Source organism: Streptomyces marincola, from assembly GCF_020410765.1.
In the GTDB taxonomy this organism is placed as follows: domain Bacteria; phylum Actinomycetota; class Actinomycetes; order Streptomycetales; family Streptomycetaceae; genus Streptomyces; species Streptomyces marincola.
Window position 1 is genome coordinate 5548710 of the sequence record NZ_CP084541.1, and the last position, 14980, is coordinate 5563689.

General features: G+C 73.5%; 14 protein-coding genes. 9 read left to right on the plus strand and 5 right to left on the minus strand.

Translation table 11 applies throughout. The annotated features are described in order from the left end of the window. Positions 1–118: 118 nt before the first annotated feature. On the minus strand, positions 119–1108 hold the full coding sequence (locus LC193_RS24480) for a TAXI family TRAP transporter solute-binding subunit (protein ID WP_404819479.1): 990 nt from the start codon (positions 1106–1108) through the stop codon (positions 119–121). An 88-nt stretch (positions 1109–1196) separates the two neighbouring features. Between LC193_RS24480 and miaB the strand changes: the two genes are divergently transcribed. Next, a complete protein-coding gene (gene miaB / locus LC193_RS24485; RefSeq protein WP_226077483.1) occupies positions 1197–2687 on the plus strand; it encodes a tRNA (N6-isopentenyl adenosine(37)-C2)-methylthiotransferase MiaB in 1491 nt (496 codons plus the stop codon). A gap of 59 nt (positions 2688–2746) precedes the next feature. Next, positions 2747–3454, plus strand: coding sequence for a class III extradiol ring-cleavage dioxygenase family protein (locus tag LC193_RS24490; RefSeq protein WP_226077485.1), 708 nt, complete (start codon positions 2747–2749; stop codon positions 3452–3454). 47 nt (positions 3455–3501) lie between these two features. Here the strand turns inward: LC193_RS24490 and LC193_RS24495 are convergent, their stop codons facing one another. Beyond that, positions 3502–3711 (minus strand): Rv0909 family putative TA system antitoxin, encoded by a 210-nt coding sequence (locus tag LC193_RS24495; RefSeq protein WP_226077487.1) that lies wholly within the window; start codon positions 3709–3711, stop codon positions 3502–3504. A gap of 104 nt (positions 3712–3815) precedes the next feature. Continuing rightward, the gene (locus LC193_RS24500) at positions 3816–4133 is read right to left on the minus strand and encodes a hypothetical protein (protein WP_226077489.1); all 318 of its coding nucleotides are present in this window, start codon (positions 4131–4133) and stop codon (positions 3816–3818) included. 139 nt (positions 4134–4272) lie between these two features. Between LC193_RS24500 and miaA the strand changes: the two genes are divergently transcribed. The 5 genes from miaA to hflX all read left to right on the plus strand — a co-directional run bounded on the left by miaA (position 4273) and on the right by hflX (position 10767). Then, the gene (gene miaA, locus LC193_RS24505) at positions 4273–5220 is read left to right on the plus strand and encodes a tRNA (adenosine(37)-N6)-dimethylallyltransferase MiaA (RefSeq protein ID WP_226077491.1); all 948 of its coding nucleotides are present in this window, start codon (positions 4273–4275) and stop codon (positions 5218–5220) included. Positions 5221–5325: 105 nt separating this feature from the next. Then, positions 5326–5832 (plus strand): hypothetical protein, encoded by a 507-nt coding sequence (locus tag LC193_RS24510; RefSeq protein ID WP_086157647.1) that lies wholly within the window; start codon positions 5326–5328, stop codon positions 5830–5832. Between the two features lie 29 nt (positions 5833–5861). Then, a complete protein-coding gene (gene dapF / locus LC193_RS24515; protein WP_226077493.1) occupies positions 5862–6773 on the plus strand; it encodes a diaminopimelate epimerase in 912 nt (303 codons plus the stop codon). Positions 6774–6954: 181 nt separating this feature from the next. Then, positions 6955–9078: a RelA/SpoT family protein gene (locus LC193_RS24520; RefSeq protein ID WP_226077494.1), complete on the plus strand. Its 2124-nt coding sequence runs from the start codon at positions 6955–6957 to the stop codon at positions 9076–9078. A 204-nt stretch (positions 9079–9282) separates the two neighbouring features. Further along, positions 9283–10767 (plus strand): GTPase HflX, encoded by a 1485-nt coding sequence (gene hflX, locus LC193_RS24525; RefSeq protein WP_226077495.1) that lies wholly within the window; start codon positions 9283–9285, stop codon positions 10765–10767. Positions 10768–10855: 88 nt separating this feature from the next. Here the strand turns inward: hflX and LC193_RS24530 are convergent, their stop codons facing one another. Continuing rightward, a complete protein-coding gene (locus LC193_RS24530) occupies positions 10856–11410 on the minus strand; it encodes a TetR/AcrR family transcriptional regulator (RefSeq protein ID WP_226077496.1) in 555 nt (184 codons plus the stop codon). A 461-nt stretch (positions 11411–11871) separates the two neighbouring features. Between LC193_RS24530 and LC193_RS24535 the strand changes: the two genes are divergently transcribed. Together LC193_RS24535 and panD are read left to right on the plus strand one after the other, a co-directional pair. Continuing rightward, the gene (locus tag LC193_RS24535) at positions 11872–12477 is read left to right on the plus strand and encodes a lytic polysaccharide monooxygenase auxiliary activity family 9 protein (RefSeq protein ID WP_226078869.1); all 606 of its coding nucleotides are present in this window, start codon (positions 11872–11874) and stop codon (positions 12475–12477) included. Positions 12478–13101: 624 nt separating this feature from the next. After that, on the plus strand, positions 13102–13524 hold the full coding sequence (gene panD / locus LC193_RS24540) for an aspartate 1-decarboxylase (protein ID WP_226077497.1): 423 nt from the start codon (positions 13102–13104) through the stop codon (positions 13522–13524). 96 nt (positions 13525–13620) lie between these two features. Here panD and LC193_RS24545 read toward each other — a convergent pair whose 3' ends face one another. Further along, a complete protein-coding gene (locus LC193_RS24545; protein ID WP_226077498.1) occupies positions 13621–14841 on the minus strand; it encodes a trypsin-like serine peptidase in 1221 nt (406 codons plus the stop codon). Positions 14842–14980 lie beyond the last annotated feature (139 nt).

Consider the following 14980-nt stretch of genomic DNA (forward strand, 5'->3'; position numbering starts at 1 on the left):
CGTCGCGAGGGCGGCTCGGGGCGCCCGGTGGCGGGCCGCGGGCGGTCAGGAGTGGGGGAACGGTGGGGGATCGGGGATCGGGGATCGGGGATCGGGGGATCGGCGCGGGAGCGCGCGGTCAGACCTTGGCCGACCGGTAGTAGGCGCGGGCGCCCGGGTGCAGTTCGAGCGGCCTGGTGTAGATGGCCGTGCGCAGATCGACGCGCTGCGCCGCGTGTACCTCCTGCCCGATCCGGTCGCGGCCGTTGATCACGGACCGGGTGATCTGCTCGGTCAGGGCGTCGTCGGATTCCTCGGTCGTCACCAGCAGGTTCGCCACCGCGATGGTGTCGATCACGTCGGAACCCGCGATGTCGGGATAGGCGTCGGGCGGCATGACGGCCGCGCGGTAGAAGCCGCTGTGCGGCCCGCGCCCGCTGAGCGCGGGCAGCAGGTCGCCCAGCGGCACCAGGCGGATGTCGAGCCGGGCGGCGAGGCGGGTCACCGCGTTCGTCGGCAGCCCGCCCGACCAGAAGAACGCGTCGATCCGGCCGGCCTCCAGCATCCGCGGCATGTCGTTGATGCCTTCCCTGACGGCCCGCACGTCCGCCTCCATGTCGAGCCCCGCGGCTGCGAGCAGCTCGCGCGTCACCAGCTGCACCCCCGACCCGTCCTGGCCGACGCCGACCCGCAGTCCGGCGAGGTCGGCCGTCTCGCGCACCGCGGACCCCGCGGGCACGACCAGTTGCAGGTAGTCGTCGTAGAGGCGGGCGCAGGCGCGCAGCCGTTCCGCGCCCTCGCCGCCGGTGGCCTGGTAGGTGGCCAGCGCGTCCGCGGTGGCGATGGCGAAGTCGGCCTCGCCGGCGACCAGGCGCCGGATGTTCTCGACCGAGCCGACGCTGGGGGCGAGGGTCATCTCAAGGCCGGGGGCGTCGCGCGCGAGCTGCCCGCGCAGCAGCTGCCCGTAGCGGGCGTAGACTCCGGTGGTCACCCCCGTGCTCAGCGTCACGGATCCGGACGGCCGGTCCTCGCGCGTGAACACCGGCTGCCACAGCAGCGCGGCGGCCACCGCGAGCACCGTCAGGACGCCCACCAGGATCTGTACCGGGCGCCGCCGCGGAGAACGCACGGAGAGCACCCGAGCAAGTTATCAGCGGAACGTAGACTTGGGCACTGGCCCCGACTGGTCTCGGAACGAAATGGGATTGAGCTCACGCATGCCCGATGTCGCGCGCACCTACGAAGTCCGGACGTTCGGCTGCCAGATGAACGTGCACGACTCCGAACGCATGTCGGGCCTGCTCGAAGCGGCCGGGTACGTGCCCGCGGCCCCGGGCGCCGAGCAGGCGGACGTCGTGGTGTTCAACACGTGCGCCGTGCGGGAGAACGCGGACAACCGCCTCTACGGCAACCTCGGGCAGCTCGCCCCGAAGAAGGCCGCACGCCCCGGCATGCAGATCGCCGTAGGCGGCTGCCTCGCGCAGAAGGACCGCGACGCGATCGTCAGCCGCGCCCCCTGGGTCGACGTCGTCTTCGGCACCCACAACGTGGGCAGCCTGCCCGTACTGCTCGAACGCGCCCGCGTCGAGCGCGAGGCGCAGGTGGAGATCGCCGAGTCGCTCCAGACGTTCCCCTCCACGCTCCCCACCCGCCGCGAGAGCGCGTACGCGGCCTGGGTGGCCATCTCGGTCGGCTGCAACAACACCTGCACCTTCTGCATCGTGCCCGCGCTGCGGGGCAAGGAGAAGGACCGCAGGCCGGGCGACATCCTGGCCGAGGTCGAGGCCCTGGTCGCCGAGGGCGTCACCGAGATCACGCTGCTCGGGCAGAACGTGAACGCCTACGGCTCCGACATCGGCGACCGGCAGGCGTTCTCCAAGCTGCTGCGCGCCTGCGGGCGCGTCGACGGCCTGGAGCGCGTCCGGTTCACCTCTCCGCACCCGCGCGACTTCACGGACGACGTCATCGAGGCGATGGCGGAGACCCCCAACGTGATGCCGCAGCTGCACATGCCGTTGCAGTCCGGCTCCTCCCGGGTGCTGCGCGCGATGCGCCGCTCCTACCGGCAGGACCGCTACCTCGGGATCATCGCGAAGGTGCGCGCGGCCATCCCGGACGCCGCGATCACGACCGACATCATCGTGGGCTTCCCCGGCGAGACCGAGGAGGACTTCCAGGAGACGCTGCACGTGGTCCGCGAGGCCAGGTTCGCGCAGGCGTTCACCTTCCAGTACTCCAAGCGGCCCGGGACACCCGCCGCCGAGATGCCCGGGCAACTGCCCAAGGCCACCGTGCAGGAGCGGTACGAGCGCCTGGTGGCGCTCCAGGACGACATCTCGTGGGCGGAGAACAAGAAGCAGGTCGGCCGTAGGGTCGAGGTGCTGGTGGCCGAGGGCGAGGGGCGCAAGGACGACGCGACCCGGCGGCTGTCGGGCCGCGCCCCCGACAACCGGCTGGTCCACTTCACCCGCCCCGACGAGCCGGTCAGGCCGGGTGACGTCGCGACGGTCGAGATCACCTACGCGGCCCCGCACCACCTGCTCGCGGAGGGCGAGGTCCTGGCCGTGCGGCGTTCGCGCGCGGGCGACGCGTGGGAACGGCGCACCGCCGCGCCGGCCGACCGGCCGCGGGGCGTGCTGCTCGGCCTGCCGGGCGTGGGCGCCCCCCCGCCCACCGCCGTCCCGGCGGGCGGCTGCGACGTGCGCTGACCGGTCTCGTGGCCTCGCGGTCGCGGGCGGCCCGCCTCCGGCGGGGTTAGGCTGCGCCCATGCTTGTCGCCGCCGCGGTCTGCCCCTGCCCGCCCCTGCTGGTTCCCGAGGTGGCGGCGGGTGCCGCGGCCGAGCTCGACGACGCGCGGGCCGCCTGCTACGACGCCATCGGGGTGCTGGCGGCCGCCCGCCCCGACCGGCTGGTGGTGGTGGGGCCCGCGAGTCCGCCGGGCCGGGGCGCCTTCCCCGGCGGCGCGCGGGGCTCGCTCGCGGGGTTCGGCGTGGATGTCAGGGCGACCCTGGGCGCGGGAGAGCCGGCGGATCGCGCGCTCCCGCCGTCGTTGACCGTGGGGGCCTGGCTGCTCGAACGGACCGGATGGCGAGCCGCACCGGTGGAAGGGCTCGGCGTCGCCGAGTCGCTCGACGCCGGGCAGGCGGCCACGCTCGGCCGCGACCTCGCCGCCGGCACGGAACGGCTGGCCCTGCTGGTCCTCGGCGACGGCAGCGCCTGCCGTTCGCCGCGGGCGCCGGGGGCCTACGACGAGCGCGCGGCGGCGTTCGACGCCGCGGCGGCCCGGGCCCTCGGGGACGCCAACACCGCCGCGCTCGCCGCGCTCGACGCACCGCTGGCCGAGGCCCTGCACGTCGCCGGCCGCTCCGCCTGGCAGCTGCTGGCCGGAGCCGCCGAGGAAGCGGGCCTCGGCGGCCGGCTGCTCTACGACTCGGCGCCCTACGGGGTGGGCTACTTCGTCGCCTCCTGGTCGTGAGCGGGTGACACGTGCCGGGGCCGGCGAGCGGCCCCGGCCGGCGCGCGTCAGCGGGGGGTGCCGCCGTCCCCGTCGCGCCGGTGCCCGTTCGTGAACCGGCCGATGGCCTCCTTGGCCTTCCGGGTGCCGGTCTCGATCCTGCCGCGGTGTCTCCCCTTCGTCGCCGAGTCGGCGGCCGATGCGGCCTTGTCCATGCCCGTTTCGACCTTGTCGCGGTTCTGCACGAGCTTGTCCTTGAGCCGGTCCATGAAGCTCATTCCGGTCACCTTTCTGCCGTCGGTTCCGCCATCGGTTTCCGCCCCTCGGTTCCGCCGTCGACGGCGGTCGGCCGCCGCCCCGCGCGCCGTGCCTCCCGCGGCTCCTAGGGCCGTGCGGCCCCCTCGCCCGTCTCGCTGTCCGCGGCCTGTGTCGCCGCGGTCTGCTTCGGGATGCCGACGCCGTCCCCTTCCGGGGCGTCGGCCGCCTCGGCCTTCTCGGCGCCCTCGGGCCCGCCGCCGGCGGGCCCCGCCGCCCCGGCGTCGCCGGTCTCCGGCTCCGCCGCCGCGGACGCCGCGGCCGGGCACCGCGACTCCGTCGGCGCGGTCGGCTCCGTCGCCGACGCGGCGGCCCGCGCCGCCCCTTCCGGCTGCTGCCCCTCCCCGTCCGGGCGACGGCGGCGGAACCAGGCAAGCACTCCCATAACCACTCCTGACCTTACTCGTGTGGGTGACATTCCGCCCAGAAACGACGAACGGAACCTCGCAACGCCAAACGACCCGGCCCCCCGTCCGTCACGTCGCTCGTTCGAGGGGCACCGGCGGATCTGGAAGACTGCACCCGTGCACGACGGAGCCGGCAATCCCCTGGTCCTGGCCGTGGTGGGGCCCACCGCGGCGGGCAAGTCCGACCTCGGTGTCGCCCTGGCCGCGGGGCTGGGCGGCGAGGTCGTCAACGCCGATTCCATGCAGCTGTACCGCGGCATGGACATCGGCACCGCGAAACTCACGCCCGCCGAACGGCGGGGGGTGCCGCACCACCTGCTGGACGTCTGGGAGGTGACCAGGCCGGCCAGCGTCGCCGAGTACCAGACGCTCGCCAGGGACCGCGTCGACCGGCTGCTCGCCGCCGGCCGCACCCCCGTGCTCGTGGGCGGCTCCGGGCTCTACGTCAGCGCCGCCCTCGACGCCCTGGAGTTCCCCGGCACCGACCCGGCGGTCCGGGCCCGCCTGGAGGCGGAGCTGGCGGAACGCGGCAGCGCGGCGCTGCACACCCGGCTCGCCGCGGTCGACCCGCCCGCCGCCGCGGCCATCCTGCCGAGCAACGGCCGGCGCGTCGTCCGCGCGCTTGAGGTCGTCGAGATCACCGGCCGGCCGTTCACGGCGAGGCTGCCGGGGGCCGAGGGGCAGCGCGAGGTCTACCGCACCCTCAGGATCGGCGTCGGCGTCGAGCGGTCGGAGCTGGACGAGCGGATCGCCGCCCGGGTCGACCGCATGTGGCGGGCCGGGCTCGTCGACGAGGTGCGCGCGCTGGAGCGCGTCGGCCTGCGCGAGGGGCGCACCGCGTCCCGGGCCCTCGGCTACCAGCAGGTGCTGGCCGCCCTCGCGGGGGAGGCCACCGAGGAAGAGGCGCGCGAGGAGACGATCCGCGCCACCCGTCGCTTCGCGCGCCGGCAGGAGAGCTGGTTCCGGCGCGACCCGCGCGTGCGCTGGCTGAGCGGGGCGCGCGAGGCCGCCGAGGGGCTTGAGAGGGGCGCCTGGGACTTGCTCGAACGGACGGTCACATCCTGATCACGTGATGGCATCGGGACGCTCCAGGGGGGCGGGACCGGGGCGCCGGCGTGCCATCATCGAGCCGAATGCCGTGAAGCCGTTGAGCAAGGAGGGCGTGTGGCGATGGAGGCCGGCCCTCGGGAAAGCAACGGCACCGCGGAAGACGTCCCGTCCCCCGCGGTCCCCGGCGGCGTTCCGCTCGCGGGCCCCGCGGAGGAGAGCCCGGTGCTCGCCCTGGGACACGACGCGGCGCGCGACGAGGCCGTCGAGATCATCGACGAGTTCAACCGGGACGAGTCCTACGCCGACCTGCGCCCGCCCAGGCGCCTGCGGCTGGCGCTCTTCGCGCCCATCGTCCTGCTCAGTCTGCTCGGCTCGCTCATGTTCGCCTTCCCGCTCGCCTTCGCGTTCGACGAGACCGGCGCCGTGGTGGCCATGCTCGGCCTGCTCATCGGATGCAGCGCGGCGGGCTGGGGCATGATGGCCGCCCGGCGCGTCGGCTACACGTGGCCGGGGTTCCCGCCACGCGGCTCGGGCCGGCGGCCCGACTGGCGGCTGCTGGCCCTCTACGTGATCGGCTTCCTCGTGCTCGCCGTGCTCGCCGTGCTCCGGGTGGCCGCGCTGCGCTGAGTGTCGTCACGATCCGTTACGATCGCCTGATGAGCAGCGCACCGCACGCCGTTCCGTTCCTCAAGGGGCACGGCACGGAGAACGACTTCGTGATCATCCCGGACCCGGACGACCGGCTGCCCCTGTCGCCCGCCGCCGTCGCGCGGCTGTGCGACCGCAGGGCCGGCATCGGCGGGGACGGCGTGCTCCGGGTCGTGCGGCGCGCCGTCGGTGGGGCCGAATGGTTCATGGACTACCGGAACGCGGACGGCAGTGTCGCCGAGATGTGCGGCAACGGCGTGCGCGTCTTCGCGCGCTACCTGCGGCGCGCGGGGCTCGTCACCGCGGACGAGGTTCCCGTGGGCACCCGCGCGGGCGTGCGCCGGGTGCGGTACGAGGCGGACGGCTCGATCACCGTGGACATGGGCAGGGCCGGGCTGCCCGGCGGCGCCGAGCCGTCGGTCACCGTGACCGTGGGCGAGCGCACCTGGCCGGCGCGCCACGTGGACATGGGGAACCCGCACGCGGTGGCGTTCGTCGACCGGCTCTCCGACGCCGGTCCGCTGCGCGAGGCGCCCGAGGTGCGTCCCGCCGAGACGTACCCGCGCGGCACCAACGTGGAGTTCGTCGTGGACCGCGGCCCGCGGCACGTCGCCCTGCGGGTGCACGAGCGCGGCTCGGGGGAGACCCGCTCCTGCGGAACGGGGGCGTGCGCCGTCATGGTCGCCGCGGCCCGCAGGGACGGGCTCGACCCGGCCGCCGACGGCAGGGCCGCCACCTACACCGTCGATGTCCCGGGCGGCCGGCTGCTCGTGACCGAGGCCGCCGACGGGACGGTCGCCATGACCGGCCCCGCGGTCGTCATCGCCGAGGGCACCGTCGACCTCGGCTGGCTGGAGCCGGACGGAGACCCCATGCGTTTCAGCCACGTTTCGGAGAACATAAGTCACTCGAATGGGTGATCCCCCACGTTCGGGGCGGCCCCCGGCGAGGAGCACGTGGTGGGCTCGGTAGCATCAAGCACCGGCGCCGCCGCAGGATCACCGCGGAGACCACCAGGATCACCGCGGCGACCACGGGGATCACGGGTCCGACCGATACCCGGCCGCGGTCCGGTCAGGAGACCGCGGGAGGTGCCACCCCATGAGCGCAGAGGCGACCACACCGAGCGGTACCGCCCGTGGACGGCGGGGCGCCGGACGGGACGTGCTGCGGCAGCTCGGCAGGGCGGCCGTCCTGCGCTCCGCGCTCCGCGGCCGGCTCCCGGACGCCATCGAGCACGTCGCCCAGGTGCACCGCCGCCACCACCCGCGAGCCGACCTCGACACGCTCCGCCGCGCCTACGTGCTCGCGGAGGCCGCGCACCGCGGCCAGTTCCGCAAGAGCGGTGAGCCCTACATCACGCACCCGCTGGCCGTCACGCTGATCCTCGCCGAACTCGGCGCGGAGACCACCACGCTGACGGCCTCGCTGCTGCACGACACGGTCGAGGACACCGAGGTGACCCTCGAACAGGTCAGGGCGGACTTCGGGGACGAGGTCGGCCACCTCGTCGACGGCGTCACCAAGCTGGAGAAGGTCGACTACGGCGCCGCGGCCGAGCCCGAGACGTTCCGGAAGATGCTCGTCGCCACCGGGAGCGACGTCCGGGTCATGTCGATCAAACTCGCCGACCGGCTGCACAACATGCGCACCCTGGGCGTCATGCGCCCGGAGAAGCAGGCCCGGATCGCACGCGTCACCCGCGACGTGCTCATTCCCCTCGCCGAGCGGCTCGGCGTGCAGACGCTCAAGACAGAGCTCGAAGACCTGGTGTTCGCGGTGCTGCACCCCGAGGAGCACGCCGGGGCCCAGGAGCTGATGCGGCGGCACGTGCTGCGGCCCGACCCGCTCGCGGAAGTGGCGGAGGCGGTCCGCGAGGTGCTGCGCGACGCGCAGATCCCCGCCGAGGTCCTGATCAGGCCGCGCCATGTCCTCTCCGTGCACCGCACCCGGCTCAAACGCGGCGAGCTCGGCCCCTACGACTACGGCCGGCTGCTCATCCTCGTCACGGAGGACGCCGACTGCTACGCCGTGCTCGGTGAACTCCACACCTGCTTCACCCCGGTCGTCTCGGAGTTCAAGGACTTCATCGCGGTACCCAAGTTCAACCTCTACCAGTCGCTCCACACCGCGTTCACCGCGGGCGCGGGCCAGGTCGCCGAGGTACTGGTGCGCACCCATGCCATGCACCGGGTCGCCGAGGCCGGCGTCGTCGCCCTCGGCGACCCGCACCGCGCCTGCGAGGGGGAGCCGGGCGGCGAGGACGGGGTGCGCGCCGACCCCACGCGCCCCGGATGGCTCTCCCGGCTCCTCGACTGGCAGCGCCAGGCCCCCGACACCGACACCTTCTGGACGGCGCTGCGCGACGAGCTGGCCAGGGACGGCGAGATCACCGTCTACGGCGAGGAGTCGGGCGACCGGCCCCTCCAGCTGCCGGCCGGAGCCACGTGTGTCGACGCCGCCTACGCCCGGCACGGCCAGCGGGCGCACGCCGGCATCGGCGCCCGCGTCAACGGGCGGCTCGCCGCTCTGCGCACCGTGCTGCGCGACGGGGACACCGTTCACCTGCTGCTCGCGCCGGACGGCGGCTCAGGGCCCTCGCCCGAGTGGCTTGAGCACGCCACCACCGCGGGGGCCCGCATCGCGATCCGCCGCTGGCTGGAGGACACGCGTCCCGCCGAGGGCGAGCCGGGCCCGGGACCCGGCGCCCCCGCCCTCCCCGCCTCAGGCGCGGCGCCCCCGGCGGCCCGCCGGGGGCGCCAGGAGCGCGCGGACGAGCAGGCCGCCGTCGTGGCCGGGGCGCCGGACGCCCCGGTCCGGCTGGCCGGGTGCTGCACCCCCGTGCCGCCGGACGGCGTCCAGGGGTTCACGGTCAGGGGCGGTGTCACCGTCCACCGCGAGGACTGTCCCTCCGCCGTGCGCATGCGCGGGGCGGGGCGGCATCCGCTCGCCGTCAGCTGGCGTTCCGGCTCGGTCGGCTGCCGCGTCACCCTGCACGCCGAAGCGCTCGGCAGGCCGGAACTGCTCGCCGACCTCACCGAGGCGCTGGCCGCGCACGGCGCCGCCGTCCTGTCCGCGGAGGTCGAGCCGCCTCGTGAGCAGCGCGTCCGGCACACCTACACCCTGCGTCTGCCCGACTCGGCCGGGCTGCCGAGGTTGATGCGCGCCATGCGCCGGGTACCCGGCGTGTACGACGTGACGCGCGCCGCGCGGCTCCAGCCCTGACACCGTCGCCACGGCAGGGCCGCAAATCCGGGTGACGCCGAGGTGTGCTCGTGCCACTATGGGCGCACACACGCCGGGAATGTTCCGGATCGCCGGAGCGTTGTCACCACGGCAGGCGCATCGCGGCGGGCCGTGCGCGCCACGGCCGACCCGGATTGCCGCGGCCACCGCCGGTGGCCGGTTCACTCGACCTTAAGGAACGCATTGACCTTCTCTTCCCTTCCTCAGGACCACCAGCGCCGCTCCGCGGGCCGCCGGGCCGACGCCCTGATGGATGAGGACGTTGCCCGGAGCGAGTCCACGACCGGAGACGGCGAGCAGTTCGACCGCGAGGAGCGCGCAGCGCTGCGGAGGGTCGCCGGCCTCTCCACGGAACTCCAGGACATCACCGAGGTCGAATACCGACAGCTGCGCCTCGAACGCGTCGTGCTGGTCGGCGTGTGGACCTCCGGCACGGTGCGGGACGCGGAGAACTCCCTCGCGGAGCTCGCCGCCCTCGCGGAGACCGCGGGCGCCCTGGTGCTCGACGGCGTGATCCAGCGCCGCGACAAGCCGGACCCGGCCACCTACATCGGCTCGGGCAAGGCGAAGGAGCTGCGCGACCTGGTGCTGGAGTCCGGCGCCGACACCGTCGTCTGCGACGGTGAGCTGAGCCCCGGCCAGCTGATCCACCTGGAGGATGTCGTCAAGGTGAAGGTGGTCGACCGCACCGCCCTGATCCTCGACATCTTCGCCCAGCACGCCAAGTCCCGCGAGGGCAAGGCGCAGGTCTCGCTCGCGCAGATGCAGTACATGCTGCCCCGGCTGCGCGGCTGGGGCCAGTCGCTGTCCCGGCAGATGGGCGGCGGCGGATCGAGCAGCGGTGGCGGCGGCATGGCCACGCGCGGCCCCGGTGAGACGAAGATCGAGACGGACCGCCGCCGCATCCGCGAGAAGATGGCGAAGATGCGCCGGGAGATCGCGGACATGAAGCACGGCCGCGAGCTGAAGCGCCAGGAGCGCCACCGCAACCAGGTGCCGTCCGTCGCCATCGCCGGGTACACGAACGCGGGCAAGTCCTCCCTGCTCAACCAGCTGACGGGGGCCGGTGTCCTGGTGGAGAACGCGCTGTTCGCCACCCTCGACCCGACGGTGCGGCGCGCGACCACGCCCTCGGGGCGGGTCTACACGCTGGCCGACACGGTCGGGTTCGTGCGCCACCTGCCGCACCACCTGGTGGAGGCGTTCCGCTCCACGATGGAGGAGGTCGGCGACGCCGATCTGATCCTGCACGTGGTCGACGGCGCCCACCCGGTGCCCGAGGAGCAGCTTGCCGCGGTCCGCGAGGTGATCCGGGACGTCGGCGCGCACGACGTGCCCGAGATCGTCGTCGTCAACAAGGCGGACGCGGCGGACGAGTTGACGCTCCAGCGGCTGCTGCGCGCGGAGAAGCGGGCCATCGCCGTGTCCGCGCGCACCGGGCTCGGCATTCCCGAGCTGCTGGCGTGGATCGACAGCGAGCTGCCGCGTCCCGCGGTGGAGCTCGAAGTCCTCGTGCCCTACACACAGGGCGCGCTGGTCTCCCGCGTGCACGCCGAGGGCGAGGTGCTGTCCGAGGAGCACACGGGGGAGGGCACCCTGCTCAGGGCCCAGGTCCACGAGGAGTTGGCCGCCCTGCTCGAACCCTACGTCCCGGCCGCCCGCGGCTGACCCCGAACCCCGCGGCCCCGCCTCCCGGTTCCCAGTTCCCCGGGGGCGGGGCCGCGGCATGTCCTGGCCGGGCGGCGCGCCGGCCGCCTCAGCCGGCCTCGGCGGGCGAGGGGCCGGCGGCCAGCGCGCGCAGCGTCAGCTGGACCCAGCGGCGCCGCGCCGGCTCGGGCAGTTCGTCGCCCGGCAGGGTGGTCAGCAGCAGCATCAGGTCCGCGGCCGTGACGTCCCGGTGCACCGTGCCCTCCGCGTGGCCGGCCGCGACCAGCCGTGCCGCACGGTGCGTTCCGCGCACGGCCAGCGCGCGCACTGCGGCCCCGATCGCGCGGTTGGTGCCGGCCGCCTCGGCGATCCGTTCCGCGAGCACGGCCACCTCCACGAAGGCGCCGCCGCCGGACTCGGCCCGCGCGACCGCCTCGTCCAGCGCGGCGGAGACCCGTTCAGCCAGCTCGTCGACGACCGTGCCCACGAGGTGGGCCTTCGTCGGGAAGTGCCGGTACAGGGTGCCGACCGCGACCCCGGCGTGGCGGGCGACCTCGTCGACCCCCACGGTCTCGCCGCGCACCGCGAGCAGCTCCCGTGCCGCCCGCAGGATGCCGGCCCGGTTCCTGGCCGCGTCGGCACGCGGCCGGTGCGGAACGGTCACGGCCCCACCCCCTTCCACTGCTCCCCACCTGCGGGAAAACGATACCGGGACCGTGCCGTGCCGAGGGCGGGAGCCGGACCCGGCCGAGGCACCGCGGCGCGCGCAGCTAGCACGGGAGTGTCGGCCGCCCGCCGACTGTTCGAAGAGCTCAGCGACCGCGGCGACAGAACCACGATGCACCCGCCGCCGACAGCCCCGCACGCCGGTCCAGGCCGCATCCCCGCTTTCCGGTCCCGGGGACGCTTCTGACTCCCGGCTTACGGCAGATTCCCTGCTCGCCACCCACCCCTGTAATCAACTCTGCTTGTTTCATTGACACTTCACTCAAAAGACCTATCTTGAGAGCTGGGAGCGCTCCATAGCAGCCTTGCGACTGGAAGGAGTTCCCCCACATGCGCACACAGAGTCCGTTGATCGGGCGTTCGCGGTCGCCCCTCCGCCAGCCTCTCCAGGTGCTCGTCATGCTGTTCGCCTTGGTTGCCGGCGCACTGGCCTGGTCGACCCCCGCCCAGGCTCACGGCACCATCGTCAACCCCGCCTCCCGCGCGTACCAGTGCTGGAAGACGTGGGGCAGCAACCACATGGACCCGGCCATGCAGACCCAGGACCCCATGTGTTACCAGGCCTTCCAGGCCAACCCCGACACCATGTGGAACTGGATGAGCGCGCTCCGCGACGGCCTCGGTGGCCAGTTCCAGGCGAGGACCCCCGACGGGACGCTCTGCAGCAACAACCTCTCAAGGAACGCCAGCCTGAACAGGCCCGGGGCGTGGAAGACGACCAACATCAGCGACAACTTCACGGTCCAGCTGCACGACCAGGCGTCCCACGGTGCCGACTACTTCAGGGTCTACGTGAGCAAGCAGGGCTTCAACCCCGCGACCCAGACCCTGGGCTGGGGCAACCTCGATTTCATCACGCAGACCGGCCGCTTCGCCCCGGCGCAGAACATCTCGTTCCCCGTCCAGACCTCCGGCTACACCGGACACCACGTCCTGTTCGTGATCTGGCAGGCCTCGCACCTCGACCAGGCCTACATGTGGTGCAGCGACGTGAACTTCGGCTGAGCCGGGGAGCACCGTACACGGCACCGGCCTCTACCAGGCGCCGGTAACCCGCCGCCCGTCCGACCGAGCTCCGTCGGGGCAGGGGACCCATTCGGTCACCCTGCCCCGACGGGGCTTCATGCGCTCCCAGGTGCTGTGACTGGTGCCGGTGCCGGGACGGCTGGGTCGGGCGATGGGTGATGACTACCGTCCGTCTTTCATTGCGCGGGTGACCGTTGTCGTCGCCGCGGACGATGATTCGGCGGTGCAGGGATCTGCCGTCGGCATCCCGCGCCGCGCGAAGCGTCGTGCAGGACGCCGGCCTGGCCTCGAACGTGATGGATGTCACCAGTAACCGATCGTGAGGCCCGCGGCGGGCCGTCTCGCCGAGGGCGCAGCGGCAGCCGCCGTCGGTGTCTGGAGGTGGTTGCGTAGGCTGGTCAGGGCAGCGTTGCGGGGGAGTGGCCATCGGCGGCGGGGACACCTCTGGTGCCTGGCAGCCAGTCAGGGAAGTCAGCAAGTAGTCAGCATGAGACCTGAAGAACCCGGCGAACGCTGCCCGCACTTGCGAGTCGTTGTAGGGTAGGGAAACCGCCCTTGACCTGCATAGACGCAGGCAGGGAGCTAAGATCCAGGAGTACCGCCATGATGCGTACCATGTTCAAGTCGAAGATCCACCGCGCCACGGTGACCCAGTCCGACCTCCACTACGTCGGCTCCGTGACCATCGACGCGGACCTGATGGACGCGGCGGACCTGCTGCCGGGCGAGCAGGTGCACATCGTCGACATCGACAACGGCAACCGCCTGGAGACGTACGTCATCGAGGGCGAGCGCGGCTCCGGCGTCATCGGCATCAACGGCGCCGCCGCGCACCTCGTGCAGCCAGGGCACCTGGTCATCCTGATCAGTTACGCGCAGGTGGACGACACGGAGGCCCGCCGGTTGCGCCCGGCCGTGGTGCACGTCGACGGCGCGAACCGCGTCGTCGCGCTGGGCAGCGACCCCGCGGAACCCGTGCCCGGCGGCGACACCCGGCGCAGCCCGCTGGCCGCGAACGCCGGCTGACGCGGAAGGAACGCACCGGGGCCCGGCGTCCGCGGACGCCGGGCCCCTTGGTCTCTGCGGGCTTGATGCCTGCGGGCCCGGTGCCCGCGGGCCGGGTCAGCTCCCGTTCGTCTCGGCGCTCACGTGCTCGAAGACCTCACGCGCCTCGGTGTCGAGCCGCGGCCCCGCCAGCCACGTGCTCTCCAGCGGGCCGATGGAGTTGACCGAGACCAGCTCGGCCTCGCCCGCGTCGTTCGTCCGCAGCCACGGGCCGCCGGACGAGCCGCCGGTCATCGTGCAGCCGGCCCAGTACATCACCGGCATCGAGGCGTCCATGGAGAGACGGCCCGGCGTGTCCACGCAGCTGTACATGACGGCGCCGTCGTACGGCGCGCCGGCCGGGAACCCGTACAGGGTGACGTCGCCGAGGCCGGAGACGGCGGGCGCGTCGAAGTTGATGTCGATCGCCGCGCCGACCTGTTCTTCGAGCGACAGGCCCGTGTCGTCCTCGGGCACGACCGACATGACGGCGAAGTCGCCGTGCGCTCCTTCGCCGCCGGCCATCGTGCCGTTGTCGATCCAGTACTGGGTCGTGGAGACGTAGTCCGCCCAGTACGCGCCGTACGGTGCGACTTCCTCGTAGGGGGCGGCGGCCATCTCCTCCGCGCTGAGGCCGTTGTTGTTGTACGCGGGGACGAAGCTCAGGTTGCGGTACCACCCGCCGCCCGCGCCGGCGTGCACGCAGTGCCCCGCGGTGGCGACGAGGTTGGAGCGGCCGGGGGCGTTCGGGTCCGCGATCACGGTGCCGGAGCAGACCATCGGGCCCTCGGGGCTGTCGAAGAACACCTTGCCGATCGGCGCCCCGTGCTCCGTGTAGGGCGTCTGGACCGGCAGCGCCTCGACCGGGGCCGGCTCGGGGTCGGTGAACCCGCGGTCGGCCTCCGGGTCGTCGGCGGCGGGTGCGTTCGGGTCCTCCTCGATCTGCCCCTCGTCGATCGACGGGTCGGGCTCCTCGGCCTCGCCCATGCGGTCCTGGTCCCACAGGTCGTCGATGATCGGGTTGAAGAAGTCACCGATCTCGCGCATCCACGTGTCGCGGTCCCAGTCGGCCCAGCCGCCTTGCATCCAGGCGTCGATGTCGACCTCGAACGGCAGATTGTCGATCAGCTGCTGGAGCTGGTCCTCACCCGACGCGTCCGTGCCGGACTGATCCGAGGCGTCGCCACCGGAATCGTCGTCCCCGGTGCAGGCGGTGGCGGTGAGGGCCAGCGCCGCGGCCAGGGCCGTGGCGGCCAGGCCGGCGCGGCGACGCGCTCGTCGCCGGGGTATCGATGACATGGGTGTACTCCCCCTGAGAAAGTCCTGAAGGTGTGCCTGCCCGCGGTCGCCTCGCCGGGGGCGGCGTTCCCCCACTATGCCGGTGCCCCTGGAGACGGCCGCAGTCGGGTCCCCGGTTCCCCCGGGGCGGCCGGCCGCC

Excerpts from the sequence above, each read along its gene's own strand:
- miaB (WP_226077483.1), top strand. The coding sequence starts at position 1,197 with ATGCCCGATGTCGCGCGCACCTACGAAGTCCGGACGTTCGGCTGCCAG.
- LC193_RS24490 (WP_226077485.1), top strand. The coding sequence starts at position 2,747 with ATGCTTGTCGCCGCCGCGGTCTGCCCCTGCCCGCCCCTGCTGGTTCCC.
- LC193_RS24495 (WP_226077487.1), bottom strand. The coding sequence starts at position 3,711 with ATGAGCTTCATGGACCGGCTCAAGGACAAGCTCGTGCAGAACCGCGAC.
- LC193_RS24500 (WP_226077489.1), bottom strand. The coding sequence starts at position 4,133 with ATGGGAGTGCTTGCCTGGTTCCGCCGCCGTCGCCCGGACGGGGAGGGG.
- LC193_RS24510 (WP_086157647.1), top strand. The coding sequence starts at position 5,326 with ATGGAGGCCGGCCCTCGGGAAAGCAACGGCACCGCGGAAGACGTCCCG.
- dapF (WP_226077493.1), top strand. The coding sequence starts at position 5,862 with ATGAGCAGCGCACCGCACGCCGTTCCGTTCCTCAAGGGGCACGGCACG.
- LC193_RS24520 (WP_226077494.1), top strand. The coding sequence starts at position 6,955 with ATGAGCGCAGAGGCGACCACACCGAGCGGTACCGCCCGTGGACGGCGG.
- LC193_RS24535 (WP_226078869.1), top strand. The coding sequence starts at position 11,872 with ATGCTGTTCGCCTTGGTTGCCGGCGCACTGGCCTGGTCGACCCCCGCC.
- panD (WP_226077497.1), top strand. The coding sequence starts at position 13,102 with ATGATGCGTACCATGTTCAAGTCGAAGATCCACCGCGCCACGGTGACC.
- LC193_RS24545 (WP_226077498.1), bottom strand. The coding sequence starts at position 14,841 with ATGTCATCGATACCCCGGCGACGAGCGCGTCGCCGCGCCGGCCTGGCC.